This is a genomic window from Aeromonas sp. s3 (assembly GCF_040907805.1).
GTDB classification, from domain to species: Bacteria; Pseudomonadota; Gammaproteobacteria; order Enterobacterales; family Aeromonadaceae; genus Aeromonas; species Aeromonas dhakensis.
The window spans coordinates 60315-81802 of sequence record NZ_JBFOCQ010000034.1; the positions used below are offsets into that span (position 1 = coordinate 60315).

Below are 21488 nucleotides of genomic sequence, written 5' to 3' on the forward strand. Positions count from 1 at the left end.
GCAGGCAACTTTGGGGGGCATGATGCTAAGCGCGAGGATATAATGCCTGCGATACATCAGGATTAATTCACGGTTTTATTGATGGCGCAGTTCGGTTACCATGCGCCCCTCATAAAATCGTATCGAGTGTTTTTTCACCGACACAGGTTTGGCCATGCCAGTAAATACTATTTTGGGGCTTTTTGCCAAGTCCCCCATCAAGCCGCTGCAGAAGCATATCGTCAAGGTTCACCAGTGCTCCCAGCAGTTGGTTCCCTTCTTTGATGCCGTTGCCGAAGACCGTTGGGAAGATGCCGAGAAGATCCGGCAGCAGATTGCCCAGCTGGAAAAAGAAGCGGACATCCTCAAGCGTGAAATCCGTCTGAAGTTGCCCCGTGGTCTGTTCCTGCCGGTCGCCCGTACCGACCTGCTCGAACTGCTGACCCAGCAGGACAAGATCGCCAACCGTGCCAAGGATATTTCGGGCCGCATGCTTGGCCGCAAAATGGAATTCCCCTCCGAGATGCGGGCCGATTTCATGGCCTATCTCAAACGCTGTATCGATGCGACCGCCCAAGCCGAGAAAGCCATCGGAGAACTCGATGAGCTGCTCGAAACCGGCTTTAAAGGACGTGAAGTTGAAATGGTTGCCGAGATGATCCACCAGCTGGATCTTATCGAGGACGATACTGACACCATGCAGATCGGGCTGCGCCAACAGCTGCAAGCCGTTGAGCAGAAATACAATCCGATCGACGTTATGTTCCTCTACAAGATCCTCGAATGGGTAGGTGACCTGGCAGATCAGGCCGAGCGTGTAGGCGCCCGTCTGGAACTGATGCTGGCTCGTTCGTAATCGACTGACTGGGTAAAACACTGAATGGACATTATCGCGAATTACGGCACCACTCTGGTGCTCGTGGCGGCCTTGTTCGGCTTTTTGATGGCCTGGGGCATTGGTGCGAATGACGTGGCCAACGCCATGGGCACGTCGGTCGGCACCAAATCCCTGACCATCCGTCAGGCGATCATCATCGCCATGATCTTTGAATTTGCCGGTGCCTATCTGGCCGGTGGTGAAGTCACCGCCACCATCCGCAACGGCATCATCGACAGCAACGCCTTTGCAGCCACCCCGGATCTGCTGGTGCTCGGCATGATCGCCTCCCTGCTGGCCGCCGGCGCCTGGTTGATCCTGGCCTCCTACTTCGGCTGGCCCGTCTCCACCACCCACTCCATCATCGGCGCCATCGTCGGCTTCGCCGTGGTGAGCGTGGGCCCGGAAGCGGTGCAGTGGAGCAAGTTCGGCGGCATCGTCGGCTCCTGGGTGGTCACTCCGGCCATCTCCGGCGTCATCGCCTACTTCATGTTCATCAGCGTGCAGAAGCTCATCTTCAACACCGATGATCCCCTCAACAACGCCAAGCGCTACGTCCCCTTCTACATGTTCCTGACCGCGCTGGTGATCTGCCTGGTCACCATCAAGAAGGGGCTGACCCACGTTGGTCTGCACCTGAGCGATGGCGAGGGTATCCTGCTCTCCGTCGCCATCTCCATCGCAGTGGCCTTTGCCGGCTGGATCTACATCCGTGGCCAGCAGTACAACCCGCAGGATGACAGCAAGATGCACTTCGCCAACGTGGAGAAGGTGTTCGGCATCCTGATGATCATCACCGCCTGTGCCATGGCCTTTGCCCACGGTTCCAACGACGTGGCCAACGCCATCGGCCCGCTCTCCGCGGTCGCCTCCATCGTGGCGGCTGGCGGCGAGATCGGCGGCAGCTCCCACATCGCCTGGTGGATCCTGCCGCTCGGCGGCATCGGCATCGTGATCGGTCTGGCCACCATGGGCGAGAAGGTGATGGCGACCGTCGGCACCGGCATCACCCACCTGACCCCGAGCCGTGGCTTCGCCGCCCAGCTGGCCACCGCCGCCACCGTGGTGATCGCCTCCGGCACCGGTCTGCCCATCTCCACCACCCAGACCCTGGTCGGTGCTGTCATGGGCGTGGGTCTGGCGCGCGGTATCGCGGCCCTGAACCTGGGCGTGCTGCGCAACATCGTGGTATCCTGGGTCATCACCCTGCCTGCGGGTGCCATCCTGGCCATCGCCATCTTCTACGTGCTGCAGATCTGCTTCTCCTGAGGCGCACCGCAGTGAAAAGCCCGGGTCATTGGCCCGGGCTTTTTTGTCTCTCTCCCCTTATCCCTCCCTGTCAATGCAGGCTGCTTGCATCACCCGCTCGGCAGGCGCAGACTGTTTGGCCTTGTTTCGACTCAAGGCTCTCATCATGACACCAGCCATCAACCTGCTGAAAAAGCTCAAGATCCCCCACAAGCTCTACCCCTACGAGTGCGAAGCCCACGACGACTTCGGCAAGCATGCCGCGACCCAGCTCGGCCTGCCGGAAGCCCAGGTGTTCAAGACCCTGATCGCCCATCACGACAAGCAGGCGGTGGTGGCCATCGTCCCCTCGTCCGGCCTGTGCAGCCTCAAGCAGCTGGCCAAGGCCACCGGTCTCAAGAAGGTGGAGATGATGAAGCCGGCGGAGGCCGAGAAGCTGACCGGCTACAAGGTGGGTGGCATCAGTCCGCTGGCCCAGAAGAAGCTGCTGCCCACCGTGCTAGACGACTCGGCCATGCAGTTTGACGAGATCCTGGTGAGCGGCGGCAAGCGCGGCCTTTCGGTCGGGGTAGCCCCCGCCGACATGCTGCGCCTGATGAAGTGGATTGCCGCCCCCATCGGCGAGCACCATGACTAACGCCTGAAAAGACAGAGGCCCCGCGAGCGGGGCCTCGTATGTCTTGTCACGGCAACTGACCATCGGCACGACAAGCGGTGGTCAGTGCAGACAACCGCAGCCGCTGCCTGCCGCGCTCATCGAAGTTGTCGGGCGCCAGCCAGAGCGCAAAGCAATCCTGCAGCGCCGGCCACTCACTGTCGATCACCGAGAACCAGGCGGTATCGCGCGTGCGTCCCTTGTCCACCCGGTTCTGGCGAAAGGTCCCCTCATAGCTGAAACCGAGCCGCAGCGCCGCCTGCCAGGAGGGCTTGTTCAAGGCATTGCACTTCCATTCGTAACGCCGGTAGCCGAGGGCGAAGGCATTGGCCATCATCAGGGCCATGGCCGCCGTCGCCAGCCGCGAGCGCTGCAGGGCGGGGGAAAAGTGCAGCCAGCCCACCTCTATGCTGCCCGCCAGAGGGTCGATACGCAGGTAGCTGGCCAGCCCCAGCGGCTGTTTGTCATGTTCGTCGAAGATGGTGTAGAACTGGGGATCTTGCTTGGCGGCGCACTCTTGCAGCCAGACCAGCATATCCGCCTCTGTTGCATAGGGGCCTGTGGTCAGATAGGTCCACATGGCCCCGCTGTCGGCACTGAAAGCCTGCCACAGGCCGGGGCCGTGACGCTCGGGATCCAGCGGCTCCAGCCGGCAGCCCCAGCCGTTGAGCGTGCGGCGGGGCGGAAACTCAGCGCCCCGCCAGTCGGGCAGCGGCGCTCCGACCGGCTGGTCGAACTCGTTCAGATGGATATCAGCAGCCACAGGCAATCCCTCCCGTTTGCAGCACGCCCGGTTCGCTACCGGTGGCGACGGCAAAGCCGTCCTGCCGCCACCAGTGCAGGCCACCGATCAGCTCCTTGACCTGAAAGCCGAGCGCCGCCAGCTTGCAGGCGCCACGGGTCGAGCCGTTGCAGCCGATGCCGTCGCAATAGCAGACATAGACCTTGTCCCGCGCCAGCGCGGCCGTGCTGGCCGGGTTCATGGTGGCGTGGGGGAAGCTGATGGCACCGGGGATGTGTCCCTCGGCGTAGTGACCGGCAGAGCGGGTGTCGATGACCACGATCCGCTCTTCACCGGCCAGCAGATCAGCGGCCAGATCCGCCGGATCGGTGCGAAAGGCCAGCTGGGCCTCGAAGAAGAGGCGGGCTTGCTCGGCGCTGGCCAGTCCGCTGCTCAATACATGACTCATAGTGACGCTCCTTGTACTCACACCCGGATCCGGGTGGTGATGACTGTGGTGACCGAGTTGGCGATGAAACACTCCTCGTGGGCCTGGTGGTGCAACTGCTCAAGCGCGACCAGATCCGGCTGGCGTTCGCCGCCAAACTGCACCAGCGGCTGCAGGGTGACCCGGCTGATGGCCTGACGAGCGCGGGCATTGGCCTCCATGATGCCCACCGCCTCGTCCAGGTAGCTCTCCACCCGATAGCCCGCCCTGGCCGCCAGCCAGAGGAAGGTGAGCATGTGACAGCTGGAGATGGCCGCGACGAAGGCCTCTTCCGGATCGACGTGCTCGGCCACCGACCAGGGCAACGGCACCACGTGGGGGGATGAGGACGCCGGCACCCTGACGCCGCCGTCGAACTCCCACCAGTGGGCCCGGCTGTAGCGTTGATCGACGAAGGGCTCGTGCTCCCCCCGCTGCCAGCTGATGGTGGCGCTGTACTCCGACATGCAGACTCCTTTCATTGCCAATCGTTGTGGATCCCGAACCTTGCGCCTCAATGTAGCGACATAATGGCCTTGCCACGCCGACCAATTTTGCCAATATGGGCAGACCAATTAGCACCCGGGAGCTCCCCATGCCTGCCCTGCCCACCCTGTTTGCCACCCAGCAAGCCAGCGATCTGCCGCTGCACGAACAGCTGGTCCGCACCCTGCGCTCGGCCATGCTGGCCGGCCACCTGCCCCAGCACAGCCGGCTGCCCGCCAGCCGCATGCTGGCCGCCGATCTGGGGGTCTCTCGCAGCACGGTGGAGCTGGCCTATGGCCGGCTGGAGGCGGAGGGCTATCTGGTGCGCAAGGTGGGGGCTGGCAGCTTCGTGGCGCTGGCCGCGGTCTCCCCGACTCCGCGCCCGCCCCAGTCAGCGGCCGGTCTGTCGCGCCGTGGTCAGGAGATGGCCGACAGCGGCGCCTGCCACGACGTGCCCGAGGTGGGCCGCTCCTTTGCCTCCAGCCAGCCGGATCCGCGTCTCTTCCCCCAGGCCCTGTGGGGCCGGCTGATGCAGCAGCAGTGGCGCCGGCACGCCGGCGACTGGATGAACTACGGGGATCCGCAGGGGCTGGAGGCGCTGCGCGGCGCCATCAGCAGCTATCTGGTGCAGTCGCGCGGCGTGGTGTGCGAGCCGGATCAGATCCTGATCCTCACCAGCTCCCAGCAGGGGATCCTGCTGGCGACCCAGCTGCTGATCGATGCCGGCGATACCGTCTGGGTGGAGGACCCCGGCTACCCCGGGGCCCGCACCGCCATGGAGAGTGCCGGCGCCCGAGTGCACCCGGTGCCGGTGGATGAAGAGGGGCTCAACCCACAGGGGGATCACCCGGCGCCGCGGCTCATCTACACCACGCCGGCCCACCAGTATCCCCTCGGCGTGCCCATGAGCCTGCCGCGGCGGATGGCGCTGCTGGCCGAGGCCGAGCGGCACGGCGCCTGGATCCTGGAGGACGACTACGACGGCGAGTACCAGTACGATCAGCGGCCGCTCCCCGCCCTGCAGGGGTTGGATGGTCAGGGACGGGTGCTCTACGTGGGCACCTTCAGCAAGGTGTTGTTCGGCTCGCTGCGCCTCGCCTACCTGGTGCTGCCCAGACCGCTGATGGAATCCTTCTGCCGGGCCCGGGCCGCGGTCGACGGCCACAGCAACCAGCTGCTGCAGGCGGTCACCGCTGACTTCATCCGCGCCGGCCACTTCGCCACCCACCTGCGCCAGAGCAGGTTGGTCTATCAGAGCCGCCGCGACCTGCTGCTGGCCGAGCTGGCCAGCCACTGCCCCGCCCTCACCCCCATCCACGGCGGGGCCGGCCTGCAGTGCGCCGTGCGGCTGCCCCCCGGCGGCGAGGCACGCTGGACAGAGGCCGCCAACACCGAGGGGCTGGGGCTGCGTCCCCTCGGCCAGTTCTACCTGGGCCCGCCGACGCAGGAGGGATGGCTGCTCGGCTTTGCCTCCCTCGACAACCAGACCCTGCGCCGTCTCTGCCGCCGGCTGGGCAGCCTGCTGGCAAGCGACCGGCACGCCTGAACGGCTGGGGGCCGAACTATAATGGATGAAACAAAATCATAGAGCCTAGCCTGGATGTATAGACTCCTGTTCCTGCTTCTCTCCCTCTTCCTCTCCTCCACGTCGTTGGCGGCGACCCGCTTTACCTATATCAGCCCGGAGAGCGAGAAGGATCCGCGCATGACCTATGACAGGGAGCTGCTCCGCCTCGCCCTCGACAAGACCCGCGACACCTTTGGCGATTATGAGCTGCAACCAGCGCCGCCCATGACCAAGGCTCGGGTCCGGCTCAGTCTGGAGCTCAACAGCTTTACCAACCTGTTCGCCATGGACAGCTACAGCAGCGCGCGGGACGAGAAAGGGCTGGCCTATGTCCGCTTTCCTGTCCATCTCGGCATCGTCAGCTACCGCATCTGTTTCGTCAGCCCAGGCCAACAGGCGGCCATGGCACAGGTGCACGACCTCGAGGGGTTGCGTCGCTTCAGCTTCGGTCAGGGCAAGGGCTGGCTGGACGTGGAGATACTGCGCCATGCAGGCCTCAAGGTGGTGGAGGTCGACGGCTACGAGATGCTGTTCAAGATGGTGGCTCGCGGCCGCTTTGACCTCCTGTGCCGCGGGGCGAGCGAGCTGCGCAGCGAACTGCTCACCCACAAGGAGATCAAGGGGTTGAAGATGGACAGCTCCCTGCTGCTCTACTATCCGCTGCCCAGGGTCTTCTATACCAATGCCGCCAACGGCGAGGCCATGAGGCGGGTGGAGACGGGGCTGCAGCAAGCCTGGCAGGATGGTTCGCTGCAAGCCTTGTGGCGCCGCAGTTTCGGCCCTGCCATCGCCTTCGCCGGGCTCAAGCAGAGGCGGATGCTGAAGCTGGAGAACCCCTTCCTCAAGGGCATCAACTTCGATTACCAGCACTACTTCTACAACCCGGTGACGGATCGCTTCGGCAAACCCTGATGAGACTCAGCCCTGCTCGCGGCAAAGCGCCAGCCAGGCCTCGGCGGTGCGGGAGAGATAGCGCTCGCTCGGCCAGATCACCCCGAGCCGCCAGCTCAGCTCGGGCACCAGCGGCCTCAGCACCAGGCCGTCCGGCGTCAGCCGGCGGCAGATGGGCTCGGGCAAAAAGGCGACCCCCATGCCGCTGCGCACCATGGCGGTGAGAAAGTCCCACTGGCTGCTGCGCGCCGCCACCTGGGGCTCGAAGCCGGCCACCCGGCACGCCTGTTCCAACCGCTCGCTCAGGGTGAAGGCCTGGGTGTAGAGCAGGAAGGGCTCGTCCCGCAACCCCTCCAGCCGGATCTCGCCGCAATCCCGCCAACGCGGCAGATCGGGCAGCACCACCTGAATGGGATACTGGTCCAGCTCCATGACGCTCAAAGCCCCCTCCTCCCTGGTCGGCAACATGGTGATGGCGAGATCCAGCTCCCCTTCCAACACCGCCTGCTCGATGCGCCGACCACCATACTCGACGATGGAGAGCTCGACCTTGGGGTAGCGGCTGCGATAGGCGCGGATCAGATCCGCATAGACGTGACCCACCATGGGCGGAATGCCGAGGGCCAGCCGGCCAAACTGCAGGCTCTGCAGATCGGCGAGTTCCGCCTCCAGCTGCTGCATTTCGGCTAGGATGGTCTGGGCCCGGTTGAACAGCACCCGGCCGCTGTCGGTCAGGGTGAAGCGGCGTCCCGCGCGGCTCAGCAGGGGCTGGCCCAGCTCCTCCTCCATGTTGCGGATCATCTTGCTGATGGTGGGCTGGGTGACGAACAGTTTCTCGGAGGCCCGGGTGAAGCTCTGTTCTCGCACCAGTTCGACAAAGTAACGCAGGGCGCGGATGTCCATGACGATCTCCTGGCGGATGGCAAAACCAAATCATGCCTCTTTGGCATGATTTTGATAATTTAAATTCATTTTTTGCAGGTTTAACCCACCTCTATACTGTGAGCAAGTTCACAGAAAGACCCATATCATGAAAGCCCTCTCCCTTCGCTGGTTACAAACCCCCTTCCAGATCCTGTTGCTGGCGGCCATCTGGCTGCTGGCCGATACCGCGGTGCGCACCCTCCACCTGCCGCTGCCTGCCAACCTCACCGGCATGCTGTTGCTGTTGGCCTGCATCCTGCTCGGGGTGGTCAAGGCCCAGTGGTTTGAAGCCGGCGCCCGCTGGCTGCTGGCGGAGATGCTGCTGTTCTTCGTCCCCGCCGTGGTGGCGGTGGTCAACTATCAGGAGCTGCTGCTGCAGGAGGGGTGGCGCATCATGGTGGTGCTGCTGGTGAGCACTACCCTGGTGCTCGGCACCACGGCGCTGGTGGTGGACAGGGTCTACCGCCTCGAGTTGAAACTGGCCCGCCGGAGTCGTCGCCATGTCTGATACCCTGCTCGGCCTGCTCTGCTTCGCCCTGACCCTGCTCTTCTACTACGCCAGCAAATGGCTCTACGGCAAGAAGCGCATCCTGCCGCTGATGCCGCTGCTGCTGGCGCCGACCCTGCTGGTGGCGGTCGTCATGCTGTTTCACATCCCCTATCAGGACTACATGGCCGAATCCCACTGGCTGCTCTGGCTGCTGGGGCCGGCCACCGTGGCCTTCGCGGTGCCGGTCTACGAGAACCGCCGGCTCATTCGCCGCCACTGGCTGTCGCTGTCGGTGGGGGTGGTCGCCTCCGTCATCATGGCGGTGGGCAGTACCGTGCTGCTGGCCCGCTGGCTTGATCTCTCCGACATGCTGCAGCGCAGTCTGGCGATGCGCTCCATCACCACCCCCTTCGCGGTGGAGGCGACCCGCGCCATCGGCGGTCAGAGCGATCTCACCGCGCTGTTCGTGGTGCTGACCGGCGTCATCGGCATGGCGGTGGGAGAGAGCGTGCTCACCCTGCTGGCCATTCGCAGCCGGCTCGGCAAGGGGGCGGGCTTTGGCGCCTCGGCCCACGGCGCCGGCACCGCCAAGGCCTATCAGATGGGCAACGAGGAGGGGGTGGTCTCCAGCATGGTGATGATGATCGCCGGTATGGTGACAGTGCTGCTGGCGCCTCTGCTGGGTCAACTGTTCTGGTAGCGATCGCGCGGCAGGTAAAGGCCGCAGGTTCCGGAGCCGGAGAGCCCGTCCTGACGCCATCAACCGCTACACTCAACTCAATGTGACAGTAGTGAGCGGTATGATGAACCACAGAACGATGATCCTGGGGCTGCTGGCCGGTAGTCTGCTCTTCTCCCCCCTGCTGCCGGCCGCGGACATAGTGACCTATGTCAGCCCGGAGAGTGACCGGGATTTACGTTCCCTCTACGGCCAGCAGCTGCTGCAGCTGGCCCTGGAGAAGACCCGTGACAGCTTCGGCGACTATGAACTGCGCCCGGCCCCGTCCATGAGCCGGACCCGGCTGCGCCAGGTACTGCAATACAACCTCTACCCCAACCTGCTGGCCATCGACAGCTTCCCGCGCCCGGAGGGGAGCCACGACCTCGACTATGTCCGCTTCCCGGTGGATCTCGGCATCCTTGGCTATCGCATCTGCTTCGTCAGCCCCAAGCAGCAGCAGGCCGTGGCCCGAGTGCGCACCCTCAGCGATCTGCAGCAGTTCATCCATGGCCAGGGCCGCGGCTGGCAGGACGCCGACATACTGCGCGCCGCCGGCTTCAAGGTACAGGAGGTCGAGGGCTACGAGCGGCTGTTCAAGCTGGTGGTGCGCGGCCGGGTTGACCTCTTCTGCCGGGGTGCCAACGAACTGCTGAGCGAGCTGGATACCCACAAGGATCTGGGGCCGCTGATGGTTGACCAGCATCTGGCGCTCTACTACCCCTTCGTCCACCTCTTCTACAGCCACAAGGAGAACCAGCGTGCCCTGCGCCGGATCCGGGCCGGCCTGCAGCTGGCCTGGCAGGATGGCTCACTGCAGGCGCTCTGGCTCAAGACCTACCAGCCGGCGCTGGCGTTTGCCAGGCTCGACCAGCGGCAACTGTTCAGACTGGACAACCCCCTGCTGCAGGGGCTCGACTTCGATTACCACCCCTATCTTTACGATCCCCTCACCCAGCGCTTCGGACCGGGCGAGCCCGCCACCGGCAAACCCTGACCCCGCCTCTGCCGCCCACGGCCGGGAGAGTCACTACACTCAGAAGAGTCTCTGCTTTTCACAGGAGCGCATGATGCACTGGACCCCGCTGCTCGCCCTGCTGACGGCCATGCCCGTGCTGGCCGGCCCGACCCTGTTCACCTATATGAGTCCGGAGAGCGAGCACGACCCCAGAAGCACCTATGATCGTGAGGTCCTGCGCCTGGCGCTGGAGAAGACCCGCGCCAGCCATGGTGACTACCGGATGCAGGCCGCCCCCCCCATGACCCTGGCCCGGATGTGGGTCAGCCTGCGCTTCAACCACTACCCCAACCTGTTCGCCATGGACAGCTATCGCGCCGATCGGGACATGAGCGGCATCGACTATGTGCGCTTCCCCATCCATATCGGCATCGTCAGCTACCGCATCTGCTTTGTCAGCCCCACCCGCAAGGATGAGGTTGCCAAGGCCACCAGCCTGGATGAGCTGAAGCGCTTCGACATCGGCCAAGGCAAGGGCTGGCTCGACGTAGAGATCCTGCGCCGGGCCGGCTTCAAGGTGCTGGAGGTGGAGGGCTACGAGCAGTTGTTCAAGATGGTGGCTCGCGGCCGTTTCGATCTTTTCTGCCGCGGGATCAACGAGTTGCCTCAGGAGATGCTGAACCACAAGGAGGTGGAAGGGCTGATTATGGATGAGAGCCTGGCCCTCTACTATCCCCTGCCCCGGGTCTTCTTCACCCACAACGGCAACCGGCAGGCCATCGACCGGGTGCAGCAGGGGCTCAAGGCCGCCTGGCGCGACGGCTCCCTGCAGGCGCTCTGGCTGAAAGCATTCAAGCCCTCCCTCAGCTTCGCCCACCTCAATACCCGCCGGCTGTTCCGGTTGGAAAACCCCTACATCAAGGGGATCGACTTCAACTACCAGGCATACTTCTACGACCCGATGCATGAGCGCTTCGGTCCCGGTGACTAGGCGGCCATCCGCCATGCTGGCGCGACCATGAAAAAGCCCGGGTTACTGACCCGGGCTTTTTTGTCCATGCCTCGTCTCCATGCCTCGTCAATCCTCGAGGAAGGTCCACTCGTCGCGCACCCGGCTGATGGCATCGAGCCGGCGCTTGGCCAGCTGCTCGCGAATGGCCTCCCCCTTGAAGCCGGCCGCCACTATCTCCTTCACCGGCACCGCCTGGGCGGCCGCCAGCGCCTGCGCCACATAGTCGGGTTCGGCATAGACCCGCTCCTCGAAGCCGGTACGGCCGTGGAAGTCGGCCCGGCAAGCATCCAGCAGCTGGGCGAAGCGCTCTGGCCGGCGCCAGGCGTCGGCCTTGTCGAACACCTTGAGCAGGGTCGCGGGCTTGAGCTCGAAGGCGATGTGGATATGGGTGTGCAGGTCGCTCACCAGCAGGGCCAGGTCACGACACTCGTTCGGTACCCGGAAGCGCTCGCAGAAGTCGCGGATGAGCGGCAGCCCCTTCTGGCCGTGACCGTGGTGGCTCGGCCAGAACTCCGGCGGGGTCAGCCCCTTGCCAAAGTCGTGGCACAGCGCCGCGAAGCGCACCGCCAGCTCCGGCGAAAGCCGACAAGCCTGCGCCAGCACCATCATGGTGTGGATGCCGGTATCGATCTCCGGGTGCCACTTGGCGGGGGCCGGCACCCCGAACAGGGCGTCCAGCTCGGGGAACAGAGCGGCCAGAGCGCCGCACTCGCGCAGCACCTCGAAGAACACCTGCGGGGTCGGCCCCAGCAGCACCTTCTCCAGCTCCTTCCAGACCCGCTCCGGGGTCAGGTGGGCCAGCTCACCGGCCTCGGTCATCTCGCGCATCAGCGCCAGCGTCTCGGGAGCCACCACGAAACCCTGGGCGTGGAAGCGGGCGGCGAAGCGGGCCACCCGCAGGATGCGCAGCGGATCTTCGGCAAAGGCGGGGGAGACGTGGCGCAACACCCGTTGTTTCAGATCCTCGATGCCGCCATAGGGATCGTGCAGCTGGCCCGCCTCATCTTCGGCGATGGCGTTGACGGTGAGATCCCGGCGCAGCAGATCCTGCTCCAGCGTCACCTCCGGCGAAGCGTGGCAGACGAAGCCGGTGTAACCCTGCCCCTGCTTGCGCTCGGTGCGGGCCAGCGCGTACTCCTGCTGGGTCTTGGGGTGCAGAAACACGGGAAAGTCGCGGCCCACCTGGGTAAAACCCAGCGCCAGCATCTGTTCCACGGTCGCCCCGACCACCAGGTGATCCCTGTCCCCCTGCGGCAATCCCAGCAGGCGATCCCGCACCGCGCCCCCAACCAGATAAGTCTGCAAGCTCTGTCTCCCTTGATAAACCTGTCCCGATTATACCGGTTTGGCCGATGGAGACTATTCCCGGCCCGACATAGATGCCATGCGAGCCCGGTTGGCGGGACGCCGTCGATACTCACAGGCCCTTTTTCCCACCGCCAGCCGCCATGGCCGCAGCCCTGATTTTCCCACCGGGAGATCAGGGTGTGCGCTGGCCCCCCTTATGGCATCCGGGTCTTTGACATCCCTTGGGGGAGGCTTTAACCTGCCGCCCATAACAACGGAATGGATCCTTATGTACACACAGTTCTTCGGTCTGTCGGAGCACCCGTTCTCCATCTCGCCCAATCCCAAATACCTCTACATGAGTGAACGGCACGGGGAAGCCCTCGCCCACCTCAACTACGGGTTGCAGGATGGGGGCGGCTTCGTGCTGCTGACCGGGGAAGTGGGCACCGGCAAAACCACCGTCTCCCGCTGCCTGTTGCAGCAGTTGCCGGCAGAGACCGAGATCGCCTACATCCTCAATCCATCCCTGACCGAACGCGATCTGCTGGCGGCCATCTGCGACGAGTTCCAGCTGGGCTATGACCAGGATGCCGGCCTCAAGCAGTTGTTCGACCTTATCCGCGATCACCTGCTGGCCAATCTGGCGGCAGGCAAGCGCAGCGTGGTACTGGTGGACGAAGCCCAGCACCTGCTGCCCGGCGTGCTGGAACAGCTGCGCCTGCTCACCAACCTGGAGACCGACGAGAAGAAGCTGCTGCAGGTGGTGCTCATCGGCCAGCCCGAGCTGCAGCAGATGCTGCGCCAGCCCCTGCTGCGCCAGCTGGCTCAACGCATCACCGCCCGCTACCACCTGCTGCCGCTCTCCTGCCAGGACGTGGACGCCTATGTCCGCTTTCGTCTGCAGGTGGCCGGCTGCGTGCAGCCCATCTTCACCCCCAAAGCTATCCAGACCCTGCACCGCCTCTCCGGCGGCATTCCGCGCCTCATCAACCTCATCTGCGACCGCGCCCTGATCGCCGCCTTCGCCCGCGGCAGCCACAAGATAGTGCACGGCGACATCAGCCTGGCGGCCTTCGAAGTGAGCGGCATCCGTGACGAGGGCACCTGGCAGTCCGGCCTGATGGTGGCGCTGGTTGGCGCCTTGCTGGTGGCCACCGGCTGGTGGGGCTGGCAGTTCTTCGGCGTCTTCCCGACCCGCCCGGTGGTGACGGTGGAGGTGCCGGTCAAAGTGGACGACACCCCGGAACAGCAGGAGCAGCTGACCCGCGCCATCAATCAGGCGCTGGAGCCGGACAGCGCCATGCAGAATCTCTACAAGGTGTGGGGCTACCAGACCGAGCTGGAAGAGGCGACCTGCGACAACGCACCGCGCGCCGGCCTGCGCTGCCAGGAGGGGGAAGCTTCCCTGGCCGATCTGCAGGCCCTGCAGTATCCCGCCCTCGTCAGCCTGACCGACGAGACCGGCGGCACCTATTACGCCACCCTGGTCAACCTCGGCCCCGACAAGGCCAACCTGCTCATCGGCAACCAGAGCTGGCAGGTAGACCGGCAGTGGCTGAGCGATTACTGGGGCGGCAGCTACACCCTGCTGTGGCGCATGCCCAAGGGGGGCATCACCCTGATCGGCAACAACGCAGGCCCAACTCAGGTGCAGTGGCTCGACAACGCCCTCAGCCGGGCCCTGCAGCAGCCGGATCGCAAGGTCCGTCGCTTCGATGCCGAGCTCAAGACCAAGCTGCAGCAGTTCCAGCGCGAGCAGGGACTGACTCCGGACGGCATCGCCGGCAGCAACACCCTGCTGCGCCTCAACGTGATGGCCGGCGAACCCATGCCGAAGCTGGAGGATGACGCCCAGCGAGCCAGCAAGCCGGCCAAGCTGAATCCGGCAGAGGATGATACCATCAACACACTGTCGGAGGAGGCTTCCTGATGTCCACCCTGCTCAAGGCGCTGCGGCGGGCCGATCAGCCCCAGTTCACCCCGCACATTCCGGCGATGGGGCTGCCGGTCAGCCAGGATGAGGAACAACCCAGGCGCTGGATCTGGTGGCTGCTGGCCCCGCTGGCGCTGGTGATGGGGGCCGCCGCCAACTATGGCTGGCACCTGCTCAACAACCGCCCCATCGAGAAGACGGTGGAGGTGAAGGAGGTGGTGACGCCCCCCTTCGTGCGGGTCGAGCCCAAACTGATGATCACCCGGCCGCTGCCACCGCCGCCGCCCGAACCCGTGGTCACCCCCAAGGTCGATGCACAGCCTTCACCGGCGCCTGCCGACAGCAGCCAGGGACTGGCCGAGCGCATCCTCAACGCCCTCAACAACACTCCGTTGCAGGAGCAGGGCGCGCCGCCGCAGGTACCGGAAGAACTACATGCCACGCCGCTCAGCGCCCTGCCGCAGGCGCTCCGCCAGCAGGTGCCGCCGCTGGCCTACGGCACCCACGTCTTCTCCTCCAACCCGGCTAGGCGGGCCGTTACTCTCAACGGACGCACCTACCGGGAAGGGAGCGAGGTTGCCCCCAGCGTCACCCTGCTCGCCATCGCCCAGGATTACATCATCCTGCAGGTGGGTGGGCAGAATGCCAGCCTCAAGGCGCTGCAGGACTGGCGCGGCTGAACCGCGCGCATGCCACCGCCATTTCAAGAGGGAGCCTGAGAGCTCCCCTTTTTAATCAATGACATGAGAACAAAGTGAGCAATCCGAACAACACCACCTTCGCCAACCGGGCGTTGCACTGGTATCAGCGCCAAGACCGCTACACGTTAGTCAATTTAGTTTTAAATCAATAGTGTGAGCATAATGTGAACAACTCAGATAACGCGACCTTCGCCACCAGGATCCTGGACTGGTATCAGCTCCACGGTCGCAAGACCCTGCCCTGGCAACAGGAGAAGACCCCCTACCGGGTCTGGGTCTCGGAAATCATGCTGCAGCAGACCCAGGTCGCTACGGTCATTCCCTACTATCAGCGCTTCATGGCCCGCTTTCCCGACGTGCTGTCGCTGGCCGATGCCCCCATCGACGAGGTGCTGCACCACTGGACCGGGCTCGGCTATTACGCCCGCGCCCGCAACCTGCACAAGGCGGCCCAGCAGATCCGCGACCTCCATGGCGGCCTCTTTCCGGAGCGGCTGGAGGAGGTGATGGCGCTGCCGGGGATCGGCCGCTCCACCGCGGGCGCCGTACTCTCCCTCTCCCTTGGCCAGCCCCACGCCATCCTGGATGGCAACGTGAAGCGGGTACTCACCCGCTGGCTGGCCCTGCCCGGCTGGCCCGGCCAGAAGCAGGTAGAAAACGATCTGTGGGAGCTGGCCATCCGCCTCACCCCCAAGCTCGGGGTGGCCCACTACAACCAGGCCATGATGGACATGGGGGCCACCGTCTGCACCCGCAGCAAGCCCGCTTGCGAGCGCTGCCCGGTGCGGGAGGATTGCCAGGGGCTGTCGCAGGGCAACCCCACCGCCTACCCCAACAGCAAGCCCAAGAAGAGCATCCCGGCCCGTACCGGCATCATGCTGCTCATCCGCCACGGCGATCAGCTGCTGCTGGAGAAGCGGCCGCCGCAGGGGATCTGGGGCGGGCTCTACTGCTTCCCCCAGGTGGAGTCGGACGCCGAGGTGGCAGGGCTGTTGCAGCGGCTCGGCCTGACCGGCAGCGACCCCCGCGAACTGGCCGGTTTTCGCCATACTTTCAGCCACTTTCACCTCGACATCAGGCCCATGCTGATCGAAACCGACGCGCCGCCGGCCCCCCTGCTCATGGAAGCGGATAACCGACTCTGGTATAACTTACGCCATCCTGTAGAGGTGGGTCTGGCGGCCGCCACGGCCCGTCTGCTCGCCTATCCGGACTTACAACCATAGAGGTCAACATGAGCCGTACCGTATTTTGCCAGCGCCTGAAAAAAGAGGGCCCGGGTCTCGATTTCCAGCTCTACCCCGGTGAACTCGGCAAGCGCATTTTTGACAACATCAGCAAGGAAGCCTGGACCGAGTGGCAGAAGAAGCAGGTGATGCTGATCAACGAGAAGAAGTTGAACATGATGAACCTCGAGCATCGCCAGCTGCTGGAGCAAGAGATGGTGAACTACCTGTTTGAAGCGGGTGAAGTGGCCATCGACGGTTATACCCCGCCCAGCAAATAACCCGTGAACGGGACCGGCCTGCGCAGGCCGGCCCCGTCGACTCACGGCAACGACGGAAGTGACGGGCGGCCCGCCGCCCAGTTTGAGGACTCTATGGGCCGAATTTTCTGGCTGCTGTGCACCCTGCTGTTTCTCTCTGCCTGCTCATCCTCCCCCAAGCCCAATGGCAACGAGGATGACGATCTCGTCAACGGCAAGGACATCCGCGGCTTTGAACACATGATCAGTGCGCTCTCCCACAACGTGAACGAGATTTGGGGGCGTGAGGCGCTGTTTGCGGGCAAGTTTGACTACGTCAAATACACGGATCAATACAAGAGCCGGGCCCACATCGACTTCTCCAGCGGCCACATCATGGTCGAGACCGTCTCCGGCATCGACCCGCGCTCCCACCTGCGCCGCGCCATCATCGAGACCCTGCTCACTCCGGACGATCCAGCGGAAGTGGATCTCTACTCCGACGCCGAGATCCTGCCCGGCGGCGAGCCCTTCCTCTACGGTCAGGTGCTGGACAACCAGGGCCAGCCGATCCGCTTCGACTGGCGTGCCGAGCGCTATGCCGACTACCTGCTCAACACGGCGATGAAGAAGCGCACCCTGGGCATCCGTACCATCTTCTTCGTCGACATCCCCATGGTGGCCAACCACGAGGACCGGCGGGGCTACAAGTACGCCAGCCTGATCCGGGAAGCCTCCCGCAAGTACGGGGTAGCGGAGAGCCTGATCTACGCGGTGATCAAGACCGAGAGCAGCTTCAACCCCTATGCGGTCAGCCATGCCAACGCCTACGGCCTGATGCAGGTGATCCCGGCCACCGCCGGGCGGGACGTCTACGTGCGGGTCAAGGGCAAGAGTGGCCAGCCGACCCGGGAGGACCTGTTCAACCCGGCCTACAACATCGACGTCGGGACCGCCTACCTGCACCTGCTGCAGACAGTCTATCTGGTGGATATCCAGGATCCGCGCTCGCGTCGCTACGCCGTCATCTCCGCCTACAACGGCGGTGCCGGCGGGGTGCTCAACACCTTCTCCAGCGACCGCAAGGCGGCGCCCGGCATGATCAACCAGCTCTCGCCCGAGGCGGTCTACCAGATCCTGACCGAGCAGCACCCCAAGGCGGAAGCCAGGCGCTATCTCTACAAGGTCAATCAGGCCGAGAAGGGGTTCAAGCGCACGCTGGCCCGCACCGGCTGACGCCGGGATACGATATGCAAAAGGGCGCCTCATGGAGGCGCCCTTGTTACGTCTGGCGTGCGGAGCCAACCCTTATTTGGCGATGAAACCGCCCTTGCTCTGCGGGGCGGCGCCTACCTTCTCCAGCTTCTCCACCTCCACTTCGGTCTTGTTCCAGCTGTGGTCCACCTCGCCACGGATGCGGATCAGATCGTCCGGGCCCACTTCGGTACCACGCCACACGTCTTGATCCACTTCCACTTCCACCTCGCCACTGGCGTCGCGGAACAGGTAGTTCTCGCCGCCCAGGTGCTTGACCAGCTTCCCTTCCAGGGTGGCCCAACTGTCATCGGCCAGATCCTTCAACTGCGCGACGGACACCTTGTTCTGCTCCTGCGGGCCGGTATAGGCCGCCATGGCGAAAGAAGAGATGGACATCAGGGTCAACAGACCGATTACGCTTGCCTTGTTCATTTCATGCTCCTGTCATTGGGTACAGGTGCAGTCTGCCTGCCGGGGCGTGAAACAAACGTGAAGCCTCCCCATCTGGGTGAAGGGGATGTGACCGTAATCGATTTAATCAGCCCGCACTGCTGCGAAATAAAATTCGGCCTTATACCCTGCAAAATGGCAAAACAGCTTCCCAGCACCTTTGCCTATCGAGGAACAGCCTGCAGGCACCACCTGCTTCCAATCAATGAGAACAACAAGATGAAGAAATGGTTTGTGTGTTTACTGGGACTCTTCGCGCTGACAGTTCAGGCAGCCGACAGTCGTCCCGCCTTCTCCCGGATCGTGATGTTTGGCGACAGCCTCTCCGATACCGGCAAGATGTACAGCAAGATGCGCGGTTATCTCCCCTCCAGCCCTCCCTACTATCAGGGCCGCTTCTCCAACGGGCCGGTCTGGCTGGAGCAGCTGACCCGGCAGTTCCCGGGGCTGACCATCGCCAACGAGGCGGAAGGGGGCGCCACCGCGGTGGCCTACAACAAGATCTCCTGGAATCCCAAGTATCAGGTCATCAACAACCTGGATTACGAGGTGACCCAGTTCCTGCAAAAGGACAGCTTCAAACCCGATGATCTGGTGATCCTCTGGGTCGGCGCCAACGACTACCTGGCCTATGGCTGGAACACCGAGCAGGATGCCAAGCGGGTGCGCGACGCCATCAGCGATGCGGCCAACCGCATGGTATTGAATGGCGCCAAGCAGATTCTGCTGTTCAACCTGCCGGATCTGGGCCAGAACCCCTCGGCCCGCAGCCAGAAGGTGGTCGAGGCGGCCAGCCATGTCTCCGCCTACCACAACCAGCTGCTGCTGAACCTGGCACGCCAGCTGGCCCCCACCGGCATCGTCAAGCTGTTCGAGATCGACAAGCAGTTCGCCGAGATGCTGCGCGAGCCGCAGAACTTCGGCCTGAGCGACACCGAGAACGCCTGCTACGGCGGCGGCTATGTATGGAAGCCGTTTGCCTCCCGCAGTGCCACCAGTGTCGCCAGCGACAGCAGCCTCTCCGCCTTCAACCCGCAGGAACGCCTCGCCATCGCCGGCAACCCGCTGCTGGCACAGGCCGTGGCCAGCCCCATGGTGCGGCGCAGCGCCAGCACCCTCGACTGCGAAGGCAAGATGTTCTGGGATCAGGTTCACCCCACCACCGTCGTGCACGCCGCCCTGAGCGAGCGGGCCGGTGCCTTCATCGAGGCTCAGTACGAGTTCCTCGCCCACTGATGACAAAGGGCCGACGACAGTCGGCCCTTTTTGTTGCGCAGCCCTCACAGGCCAGCACGGCTCAGCGGTAGCGCTTCACGATGCCGTCGTAGATGCCGTTCTGCTTGATGGTGGCCAGCGCCTCCTGCAACCGCTTGACCACCTCGGGCGAGGTTTTCAGACTCGCCGCCACGTAGAGATCCCCCCCGGTAAAATCCTCGATGTCGTGCACTATCTTGAGGGTGGACGGCCCATAGCCCGCCTGGCGCGCATAGTAGTAGGCCGTCTCCTGCGACACCGGCCAGAGATCGATGCGCCCCATCAACAGTTTGAGCAGATTGGCTTCATGGTTGTTGTTGCGCTGCAGATTGGAAAAATTGCGGCTGATGAGGTACTGCTCCAGCGCGTCGTTGCGCACCGTGCCGATGGACCAGGCTCGCGCCTGTGACAGCTGGCTAAAGGGCTTGATATCGTCGCGCTTGGCCAGGGCGAAGACATGGAAGTCGATACGCGCTATCACCCCGATCCACTGGAACTGCGCCTCCCGTTCTGGGAAGCGGCTGATGCTGTAGATGAGCACGTTGGGACGGCTGCGCGCCAGCGAGATGGCCCGCGCCCAGGGGTAGATGTCCAGACTGTATTCGAAGCCGGCCTCTTCCAGCATGGCCTCCACCACCTCGGTGCCCAGCCCCTTGACCTCGGCCTCTTCCAGATAGTTGTAGGGGGCATAGTCTTCGGTCACCACCTGCAGGGTCTCGGCCGCCCAGCCCGGCACCAGCCATAACGCCCAGCACAGCCATATCCACCTGATGTTCATGCTCACCTCGCTGCAGACCCGCCTCGATTAACTATTGCGCCCCCTCGGCAGAGCGCAAATCACGGCGGCAAATTGCGGCGATGAAAATCACATTATGTTTTATATCAGTTGCTTGAGAACCCGGGGAAAGCGACTACCCTTACTCTGTTGTGGCTGTGCTATAAGCCCGACCCATAAGGAGAGGCTACCCCGTCAACCTCCCCTCAACAATATGAAATTGCAGAGGCTCAACATGAATAAAACACTGATTACCTTGCTGGTTTCAGGCTTGCTTGCTGCCAACGCCCAGGCAGCCGGACAGGACAACACCTGGTATGGCGGTGCCAAGCTGGGTTGGTCCAACTTCTATGGCGTCGATCACAACCAGGACATCAAGGACAACTACGCCATCAGCGAAGAGGACAAGAACGATGTCGGCGCCGGCGCCTTCCTCGGCTATCAGGTCAACCAGAACCTGGGCTTCGAACTGGGTTACGACTGGCTCGGCAAGTACAAATACACGGCGACCGACAAGCTGATCCCCACCGACATCGGCCGGGACGAGATAAAAGCCCAGCTGGCCCAGCTCACCATGAAGATCGGCATGCCGGTCAGTGACAGCCTGGATCTCTATACCCGCCTCGGTGGCGCCTACGCCTGGACCGACAGCAAGCAGTTCGACAATGACAACGGCGCCGCCTTTGTCGGGGCGTTGGGGGCGGAATACGCCTTCAACCGTGACTGGGCCGCCCGCCTCGAGTACCAATACACCACCCCGCTCGGCGACAACTCGCTCGACAAGACCGGGGCCGAACTCGACAACGGCCTGCTGGCGGTCGCCGTGGTCTATCGCTTCGGCCAGGTCGCCCCCGTGGTGGCGGCGCCGATGCCGGCTCCGGCCCCCGAACCCGTGATGGTCGACAAGCAGTTCACCCTGAGCTCGGACGTGCTGTTCGACTTCAACAAGGCGACCCTCAAGCCGGCCGGTGGTCAGGCGCTGGATAACCTCTACAGCCAGATCGAGCAGGCCAGACCCAAGGATGGCGTCGCCACCGTGATCGGCTACACCGACCGCATCGGTTCCGATGCCTACAACCAGAAGCTCTCCGAGCAGCGTGCCAGGACCGTCGCCGACTACCTGGTCGGCAAGGGTCTGCCGGCAGACAAGGTCAACGTAGAAGGTCGTGGCAAGGGCAATCCGGTCACCGGCGACAGCTGCACCAGCAAGTCCAAGCGCGAGCTGATCGTCTGCCTGGCCCCGGATCGCCGGGTCGAGGTCAAGGTCGAAGGGATCTCGGAAGTTCAGCAGTGATCCTCAAGCGTGGCTGACGGCCACGAATGAAAAACGGGAGGCCAAGGCCTCCCGTT

23 protein-coding genes are annotated in these 21488 nt (G+C 63.8%); 16 read left to right on the top strand and 7 right to left on the bottom strand.

Features of this window, described 5'->3' with window-relative positions; translation table 11 throughout:
* The first annotated feature begins 154 nt into the window (after positions 1–154).
* The 3 genes from AB5Y98_RS21015 to ybaK all read left to right on the top strand — a co-directional run bounded on the left by AB5Y98_RS21015 (position 155) and on the right by ybaK (position 2741).
* Entirely contained in the window at positions 155–835 is a 681-nt protein-coding gene (locus AB5Y98_RS21015; protein WP_005305357.1) for a TIGR00153 family protein, read from the top strand.
* A gap of 24 nt (positions 836–859) precedes the next feature.
* On the top strand, positions 860–2125 hold the full coding sequence (locus tag AB5Y98_RS21020) for an inorganic phosphate transporter (RefSeq protein WP_005305360.1): 1266 nt from the start codon (positions 860–862) through the stop codon (positions 2123–2125).
* Positions 2126–2270: 145 nt separating this feature from the next.
* Positions 2271–2741 carry a Cys-tRNA(Pro) deacylase gene (gene ybaK, locus AB5Y98_RS21025; RefSeq protein ID WP_017788178.1) on the top strand — a complete coding sequence of 157 codons (471 nt, stop codon included), beginning with the start codon at positions 2271–2273 and terminating at the stop codon, positions 2739–2741.
* A gap of 46 nt (positions 2742–2787) precedes the next feature.
* Here the strand turns inward: ybaK and AB5Y98_RS21030 are convergent, their stop codons facing one another.
* From AB5Y98_RS21030 to AB5Y98_RS21040, 3 genes are read right to left on the bottom strand one after another with little or no spacing between them, the layout of a single operon-like run.
* Positions 2788–3522 carry a GNAT family N-acetyltransferase gene (locus AB5Y98_RS21030; protein ID WP_368232864.1) on the bottom strand — a complete coding sequence of 245 codons (735 nt, stop codon included), beginning with the start codon at positions 3520–3522 and terminating at the stop codon, positions 2788–2790.
* The gene (locus tag AB5Y98_RS21035; protein WP_017765374.1) at positions 3512–3949 is read right to left on the bottom strand and encodes a rhodanese-like domain-containing protein; all 438 of its coding nucleotides are present in this window, start codon (positions 3947–3949) and stop codon (positions 3512–3514) included. Before AB5Y98_RS21035 ends, AB5Y98_RS21030 begins: the two co-directional genes overlap by 11 nt.
* A gap of 17 nt (positions 3950–3966) precedes the next feature.
* On the bottom strand, positions 3967–4434 hold the full coding sequence (locus AB5Y98_RS21040) for an OsmC family protein (RefSeq protein ID WP_368232866.1): 468 nt from the start codon (positions 4432–4434) through the stop codon (positions 3967–3969).
* 128 nt (positions 4435–4562) lie between these two features.
* On the opposite strand from AB5Y98_RS21040, the gene AB5Y98_RS21045 reads away from it, so the two are divergent.
* A complete protein-coding gene (locus AB5Y98_RS21045; RefSeq protein ID WP_268027989.1) occupies positions 4563–5999 on the top strand; it encodes a PLP-dependent aminotransferase family protein in 1437 nt (478 codons plus the stop codon).
* A 54-nt stretch (positions 6000–6053) separates the two neighbouring features.
* Positions 6054–6932, top strand: coding sequence for a hypothetical protein (locus AB5Y98_RS21050; protein ID WP_019839009.1), 879 nt, complete (start codon positions 6054–6056; stop codon positions 6930–6932).
* Between the two features lie 6 nt (positions 6933–6938).
* On the opposite strand, the gene AB5Y98_RS21055 is transcribed toward AB5Y98_RS21050, so the two are convergent.
* Positions 6939–7814, bottom strand: coding sequence for a LysR family transcriptional regulator (locus AB5Y98_RS21055; protein ID WP_213344205.1), 876 nt, complete (start codon positions 7812–7814; stop codon positions 6939–6941).
* Between the two features lie 127 nt (positions 7815–7941).
* Between AB5Y98_RS21055 and AB5Y98_RS21060 the strand changes: the two genes are divergently transcribed.
* The 4 genes from AB5Y98_RS21060 to AB5Y98_RS21075 all read left to right on the top strand — a co-directional run bounded on the left by AB5Y98_RS21060 (position 7942) and on the right by AB5Y98_RS21075 (position 10992).
* The gene (locus AB5Y98_RS21060; protein WP_005305385.1) at positions 7942–8343 is read left to right on the top strand and encodes a CidA/LrgA family protein; all 402 of its coding nucleotides are present in this window, start codon (positions 7942–7944) and stop codon (positions 8341–8343) included.
* The gene (locus AB5Y98_RS21065; protein WP_017765379.1) at positions 8336–9025 is read left to right on the top strand and encodes an LrgB family protein; all 690 of its coding nucleotides are present in this window, start codon (positions 8336–8338) and stop codon (positions 9023–9025) included. Before AB5Y98_RS21060 ends, AB5Y98_RS21065 begins: the two co-directional genes overlap by 8 nt.
* A gap of 118 nt (positions 9026–9143) precedes the next feature.
* Positions 9144–10040 carry a hypothetical protein gene (locus AB5Y98_RS21070; RefSeq protein WP_324040222.1) on the top strand — a complete coding sequence of 299 codons (897 nt, stop codon included), beginning with the start codon at positions 9144–9146 and terminating at the stop codon, positions 10038–10040.
* A 73-nt stretch (positions 10041–10113) separates the two neighbouring features.
* On the top strand, positions 10114–10992 hold the full coding sequence (locus tag AB5Y98_RS21075) for a hypothetical protein (RefSeq protein WP_368232957.1): 879 nt from the start codon (positions 10114–10116) through the stop codon (positions 10990–10992).
* An 87-nt stretch (positions 10993–11079) separates the two neighbouring features.
* Here AB5Y98_RS21075 and AB5Y98_RS21080 read toward each other — a convergent pair whose 3' ends face one another.
* Positions 11080–12318, bottom strand: a complete 1239-nt coding sequence (locus tag AB5Y98_RS21080) for a multifunctional CCA addition/repair protein (protein ID WP_017765382.1) — start codon at positions 12316–12318, stop codon at positions 11080–11082.
* 271 nt (positions 12319–12589) lie between these two features.
* Between AB5Y98_RS21080 and exeA the strand changes: the two genes are divergently transcribed.
* The 5 genes from exeA (at position 12590) to mltC (ending at position 17638) form a co-directional block, all read left to right on the top strand.
* Positions 12590–14233 (top strand): type II secretion system protein ExeA, encoded by a 1644-nt coding sequence (gene exeA / locus AB5Y98_RS21085; protein ID WP_368232869.1) that lies wholly within the window; start codon positions 12590–12592, stop codon positions 14231–14233.
* Complete coding sequence (exeB, locus tag AB5Y98_RS21090; RefSeq protein WP_368232871.1) at positions 14233–14916, top strand: GspB family T2SS assembly factor variant ExeB; 684 nt, start codon at positions 14233–14235, stop codon at positions 14914–14916. Before exeA ends, exeB begins: the two co-directional genes overlap by 1 nt.
* A gap of 185 nt (positions 14917–15101) precedes the next feature.
* Positions 15102–16163 carry an A/G-specific adenine glycosylase gene (gene mutY, locus AB5Y98_RS21095; RefSeq protein WP_368232873.1) on the top strand — a complete coding sequence of 354 codons (1062 nt, stop codon included), beginning with the start codon at positions 15102–15104 and terminating at the stop codon, positions 16161–16163.
* An 8-nt stretch (positions 16164–16171) separates the two neighbouring features.
* A complete protein-coding gene (locus AB5Y98_RS21100) occupies positions 16172–16444 on the top strand; it encodes an oxidative damage protection protein (protein WP_139748875.1) in 273 nt (90 codons plus the stop codon).
* A 93-nt stretch (positions 16445–16537) separates the two neighbouring features.
* Positions 16538–17638: a membrane-bound lytic murein transglycosylase MltC gene (mltC, locus tag AB5Y98_RS21105; protein ID WP_005305423.1), complete on the top strand. Its 1101-nt coding sequence runs from the start codon at positions 16538–16540 to the stop codon at positions 17636–17638.
* A 72-nt stretch (positions 17639–17710) separates the two neighbouring features.
* Here mltC and AB5Y98_RS21110 read toward each other — a convergent pair whose 3' ends face one another.
* The gene (locus AB5Y98_RS21110; RefSeq protein WP_005305426.1) at positions 17711–18091 is read right to left on the bottom strand and encodes a YgiW/YdeI family stress tolerance OB fold protein; all 381 of its coding nucleotides are present in this window, start codon (positions 18089–18091) and stop codon (positions 17711–17713) included.
* A 237-nt stretch (positions 18092–18328) separates the two neighbouring features.
* On the opposite strand from AB5Y98_RS21110, the gene AB5Y98_RS21115 reads away from it, so the two are divergent.
* Entirely contained in the window at positions 18329–19345 is a 1017-nt protein-coding gene (locus AB5Y98_RS21115) for an SGNH/GDSL hydrolase family protein (protein ID WP_005305430.1), read from the top strand.
* A 61-nt stretch (positions 19346–19406) separates the two neighbouring features.
* Here AB5Y98_RS21115 and AB5Y98_RS21120 read toward each other — a convergent pair whose 3' ends face one another.
* Positions 19407–20141: an ABC transporter substrate-binding protein gene (locus AB5Y98_RS21120; RefSeq protein ID WP_017782489.1), complete on the bottom strand. Its 735-nt coding sequence runs from the start codon at positions 20139–20141 to the stop codon at positions 19407–19409.
* A 232-nt stretch (positions 20142–20373) separates the two neighbouring features.
* Between AB5Y98_RS21120 and ompA the strand changes: the two genes are divergently transcribed.
* Positions 20374–21432, top strand: a complete 1059-nt coding sequence (gene ompA, locus AB5Y98_RS21125; RefSeq protein ID WP_005305437.1) for a porin OmpA — start codon at positions 20374–20376, stop codon at positions 21430–21432.
* The last annotated feature ends 56 nt before the right edge of the window (positions 21433–21488 follow it).

What these genes read in the sequence shown, in the direction of transcription:
- AB5Y98_RS21115 (WP_005305430.1), top strand. Translation starts at nt 18,329, where the DNA reads ATGAAGAAATGGTTTGTGTGTTTACTGGGACTCTTCGCGCTGACAGTT.
- AB5Y98_RS21065 (WP_017765379.1), top strand. Translation starts at nt 8,336, where the DNA reads ATGTCTGATACCCTGCTCGGCCTGCTCTGCTTCGCCCTGACCCTGCTC.
- AB5Y98_RS21075 (WP_368232957.1), top strand. Translation starts at nt 10,114, where the DNA reads ATGCACTGGACCCCGCTGCTCGCCCTGCTGACGGCCATGCCCGTGCTG.
- AB5Y98_RS21040 (WP_368232866.1), bottom strand. Translation starts at nt 4,434, where the DNA reads ATGTCGGAGTACAGCGCCACCATCAGCTGGCAGCGGGGGGAGCACGAG.
- AB5Y98_RS21070 (WP_324040222.1), top strand. Translation starts at nt 9,144, where the DNA reads ATGATCCTGGGGCTGCTGGCCGGTAGTCTGCTCTTCTCCCCCCTGCTG.
- exeA (WP_368232869.1), top strand. Translation starts at nt 12,590, where the DNA reads ATGTACACACAGTTCTTCGGTCTGTCGGAGCACCCGTTCTCCATCTCG.
- AB5Y98_RS21045 (WP_268027989.1), top strand. Translation starts at nt 4,563, where the DNA reads ATGCCTGCCCTGCCCACCCTGTTTGCCACCCAGCAAGCCAGCGATCTG.
- mltC (WP_005305423.1), top strand. Translation starts at nt 16,538, where the DNA reads ATGGGCCGAATTTTCTGGCTGCTGTGCACCCTGCTGTTTCTCTCTGCC.
- AB5Y98_RS21015 (WP_005305357.1), top strand. Translation starts at nt 155, where the DNA reads ATGCCAGTAAATACTATTTTGGGGCTTTTTGCCAAGTCCCCCATCAAG.
- AB5Y98_RS21120 (WP_017782489.1), bottom strand. Translation starts at nt 20,141, where the DNA reads ATGAACATCAGGTGGATATGGCTGTGCTGGGCGTTATGGCTGGTGCCG.
- AB5Y98_RS21055 (WP_213344205.1), bottom strand. Translation starts at nt 7,814, where the DNA reads ATGGACATCCGCGCCCTGCGTTACTTTGTCGAACTGGTGCGAGAACAG.
- AB5Y98_RS21110 (WP_005305426.1), bottom strand. Translation starts at nt 18,091, where the DNA reads ATGAACAAGGCAAGCGTAATCGGTCTGTTGACCCTGATGTCCATCTCT.
- AB5Y98_RS21050 (WP_019839009.1), top strand. Translation starts at nt 6,054, where the DNA reads ATGTATAGACTCCTGTTCCTGCTTCTCTCCCTCTTCCTCTCCTCCACG.
- AB5Y98_RS21100 (WP_139748875.1), top strand. Translation starts at nt 16,172, where the DNA reads ATGAGCCGTACCGTATTTTGCCAGCGCCTGAAAAAAGAGGGCCCGGGT.
- exeB (WP_368232871.1), top strand. Translation starts at nt 14,233, where the DNA reads ATGTCCACCCTGCTCAAGGCGCTGCGGCGGGCCGATCAGCCCCAGTTC.
- AB5Y98_RS21020 (WP_005305360.1), top strand. Translation starts at nt 860, where the DNA reads ATGGACATTATCGCGAATTACGGCACCACTCTGGTGCTCGTGGCGGCC.
- AB5Y98_RS21060 (WP_005305385.1), top strand. Translation starts at nt 7,942, where the DNA reads ATGAAAGCCCTCTCCCTTCGCTGGTTACAAACCCCCTTCCAGATCCTG.
- ompA (WP_005305437.1), top strand. Translation starts at nt 20,374, where the DNA reads ATGAATAAAACACTGATTACCTTGCTGGTTTCAGGCTTGCTTGCTGCC.
- ybaK (WP_017788178.1), top strand. Translation starts at nt 2,271, where the DNA reads ATGACACCAGCCATCAACCTGCTGAAAAAGCTCAAGATCCCCCACAAG.
- AB5Y98_RS21035 (WP_017765374.1), bottom strand. Translation starts at nt 3,949, where the DNA reads ATGAGTCATGTATTGAGCAGCGGACTGGCCAGCGCCGAGCAAGCCCGC.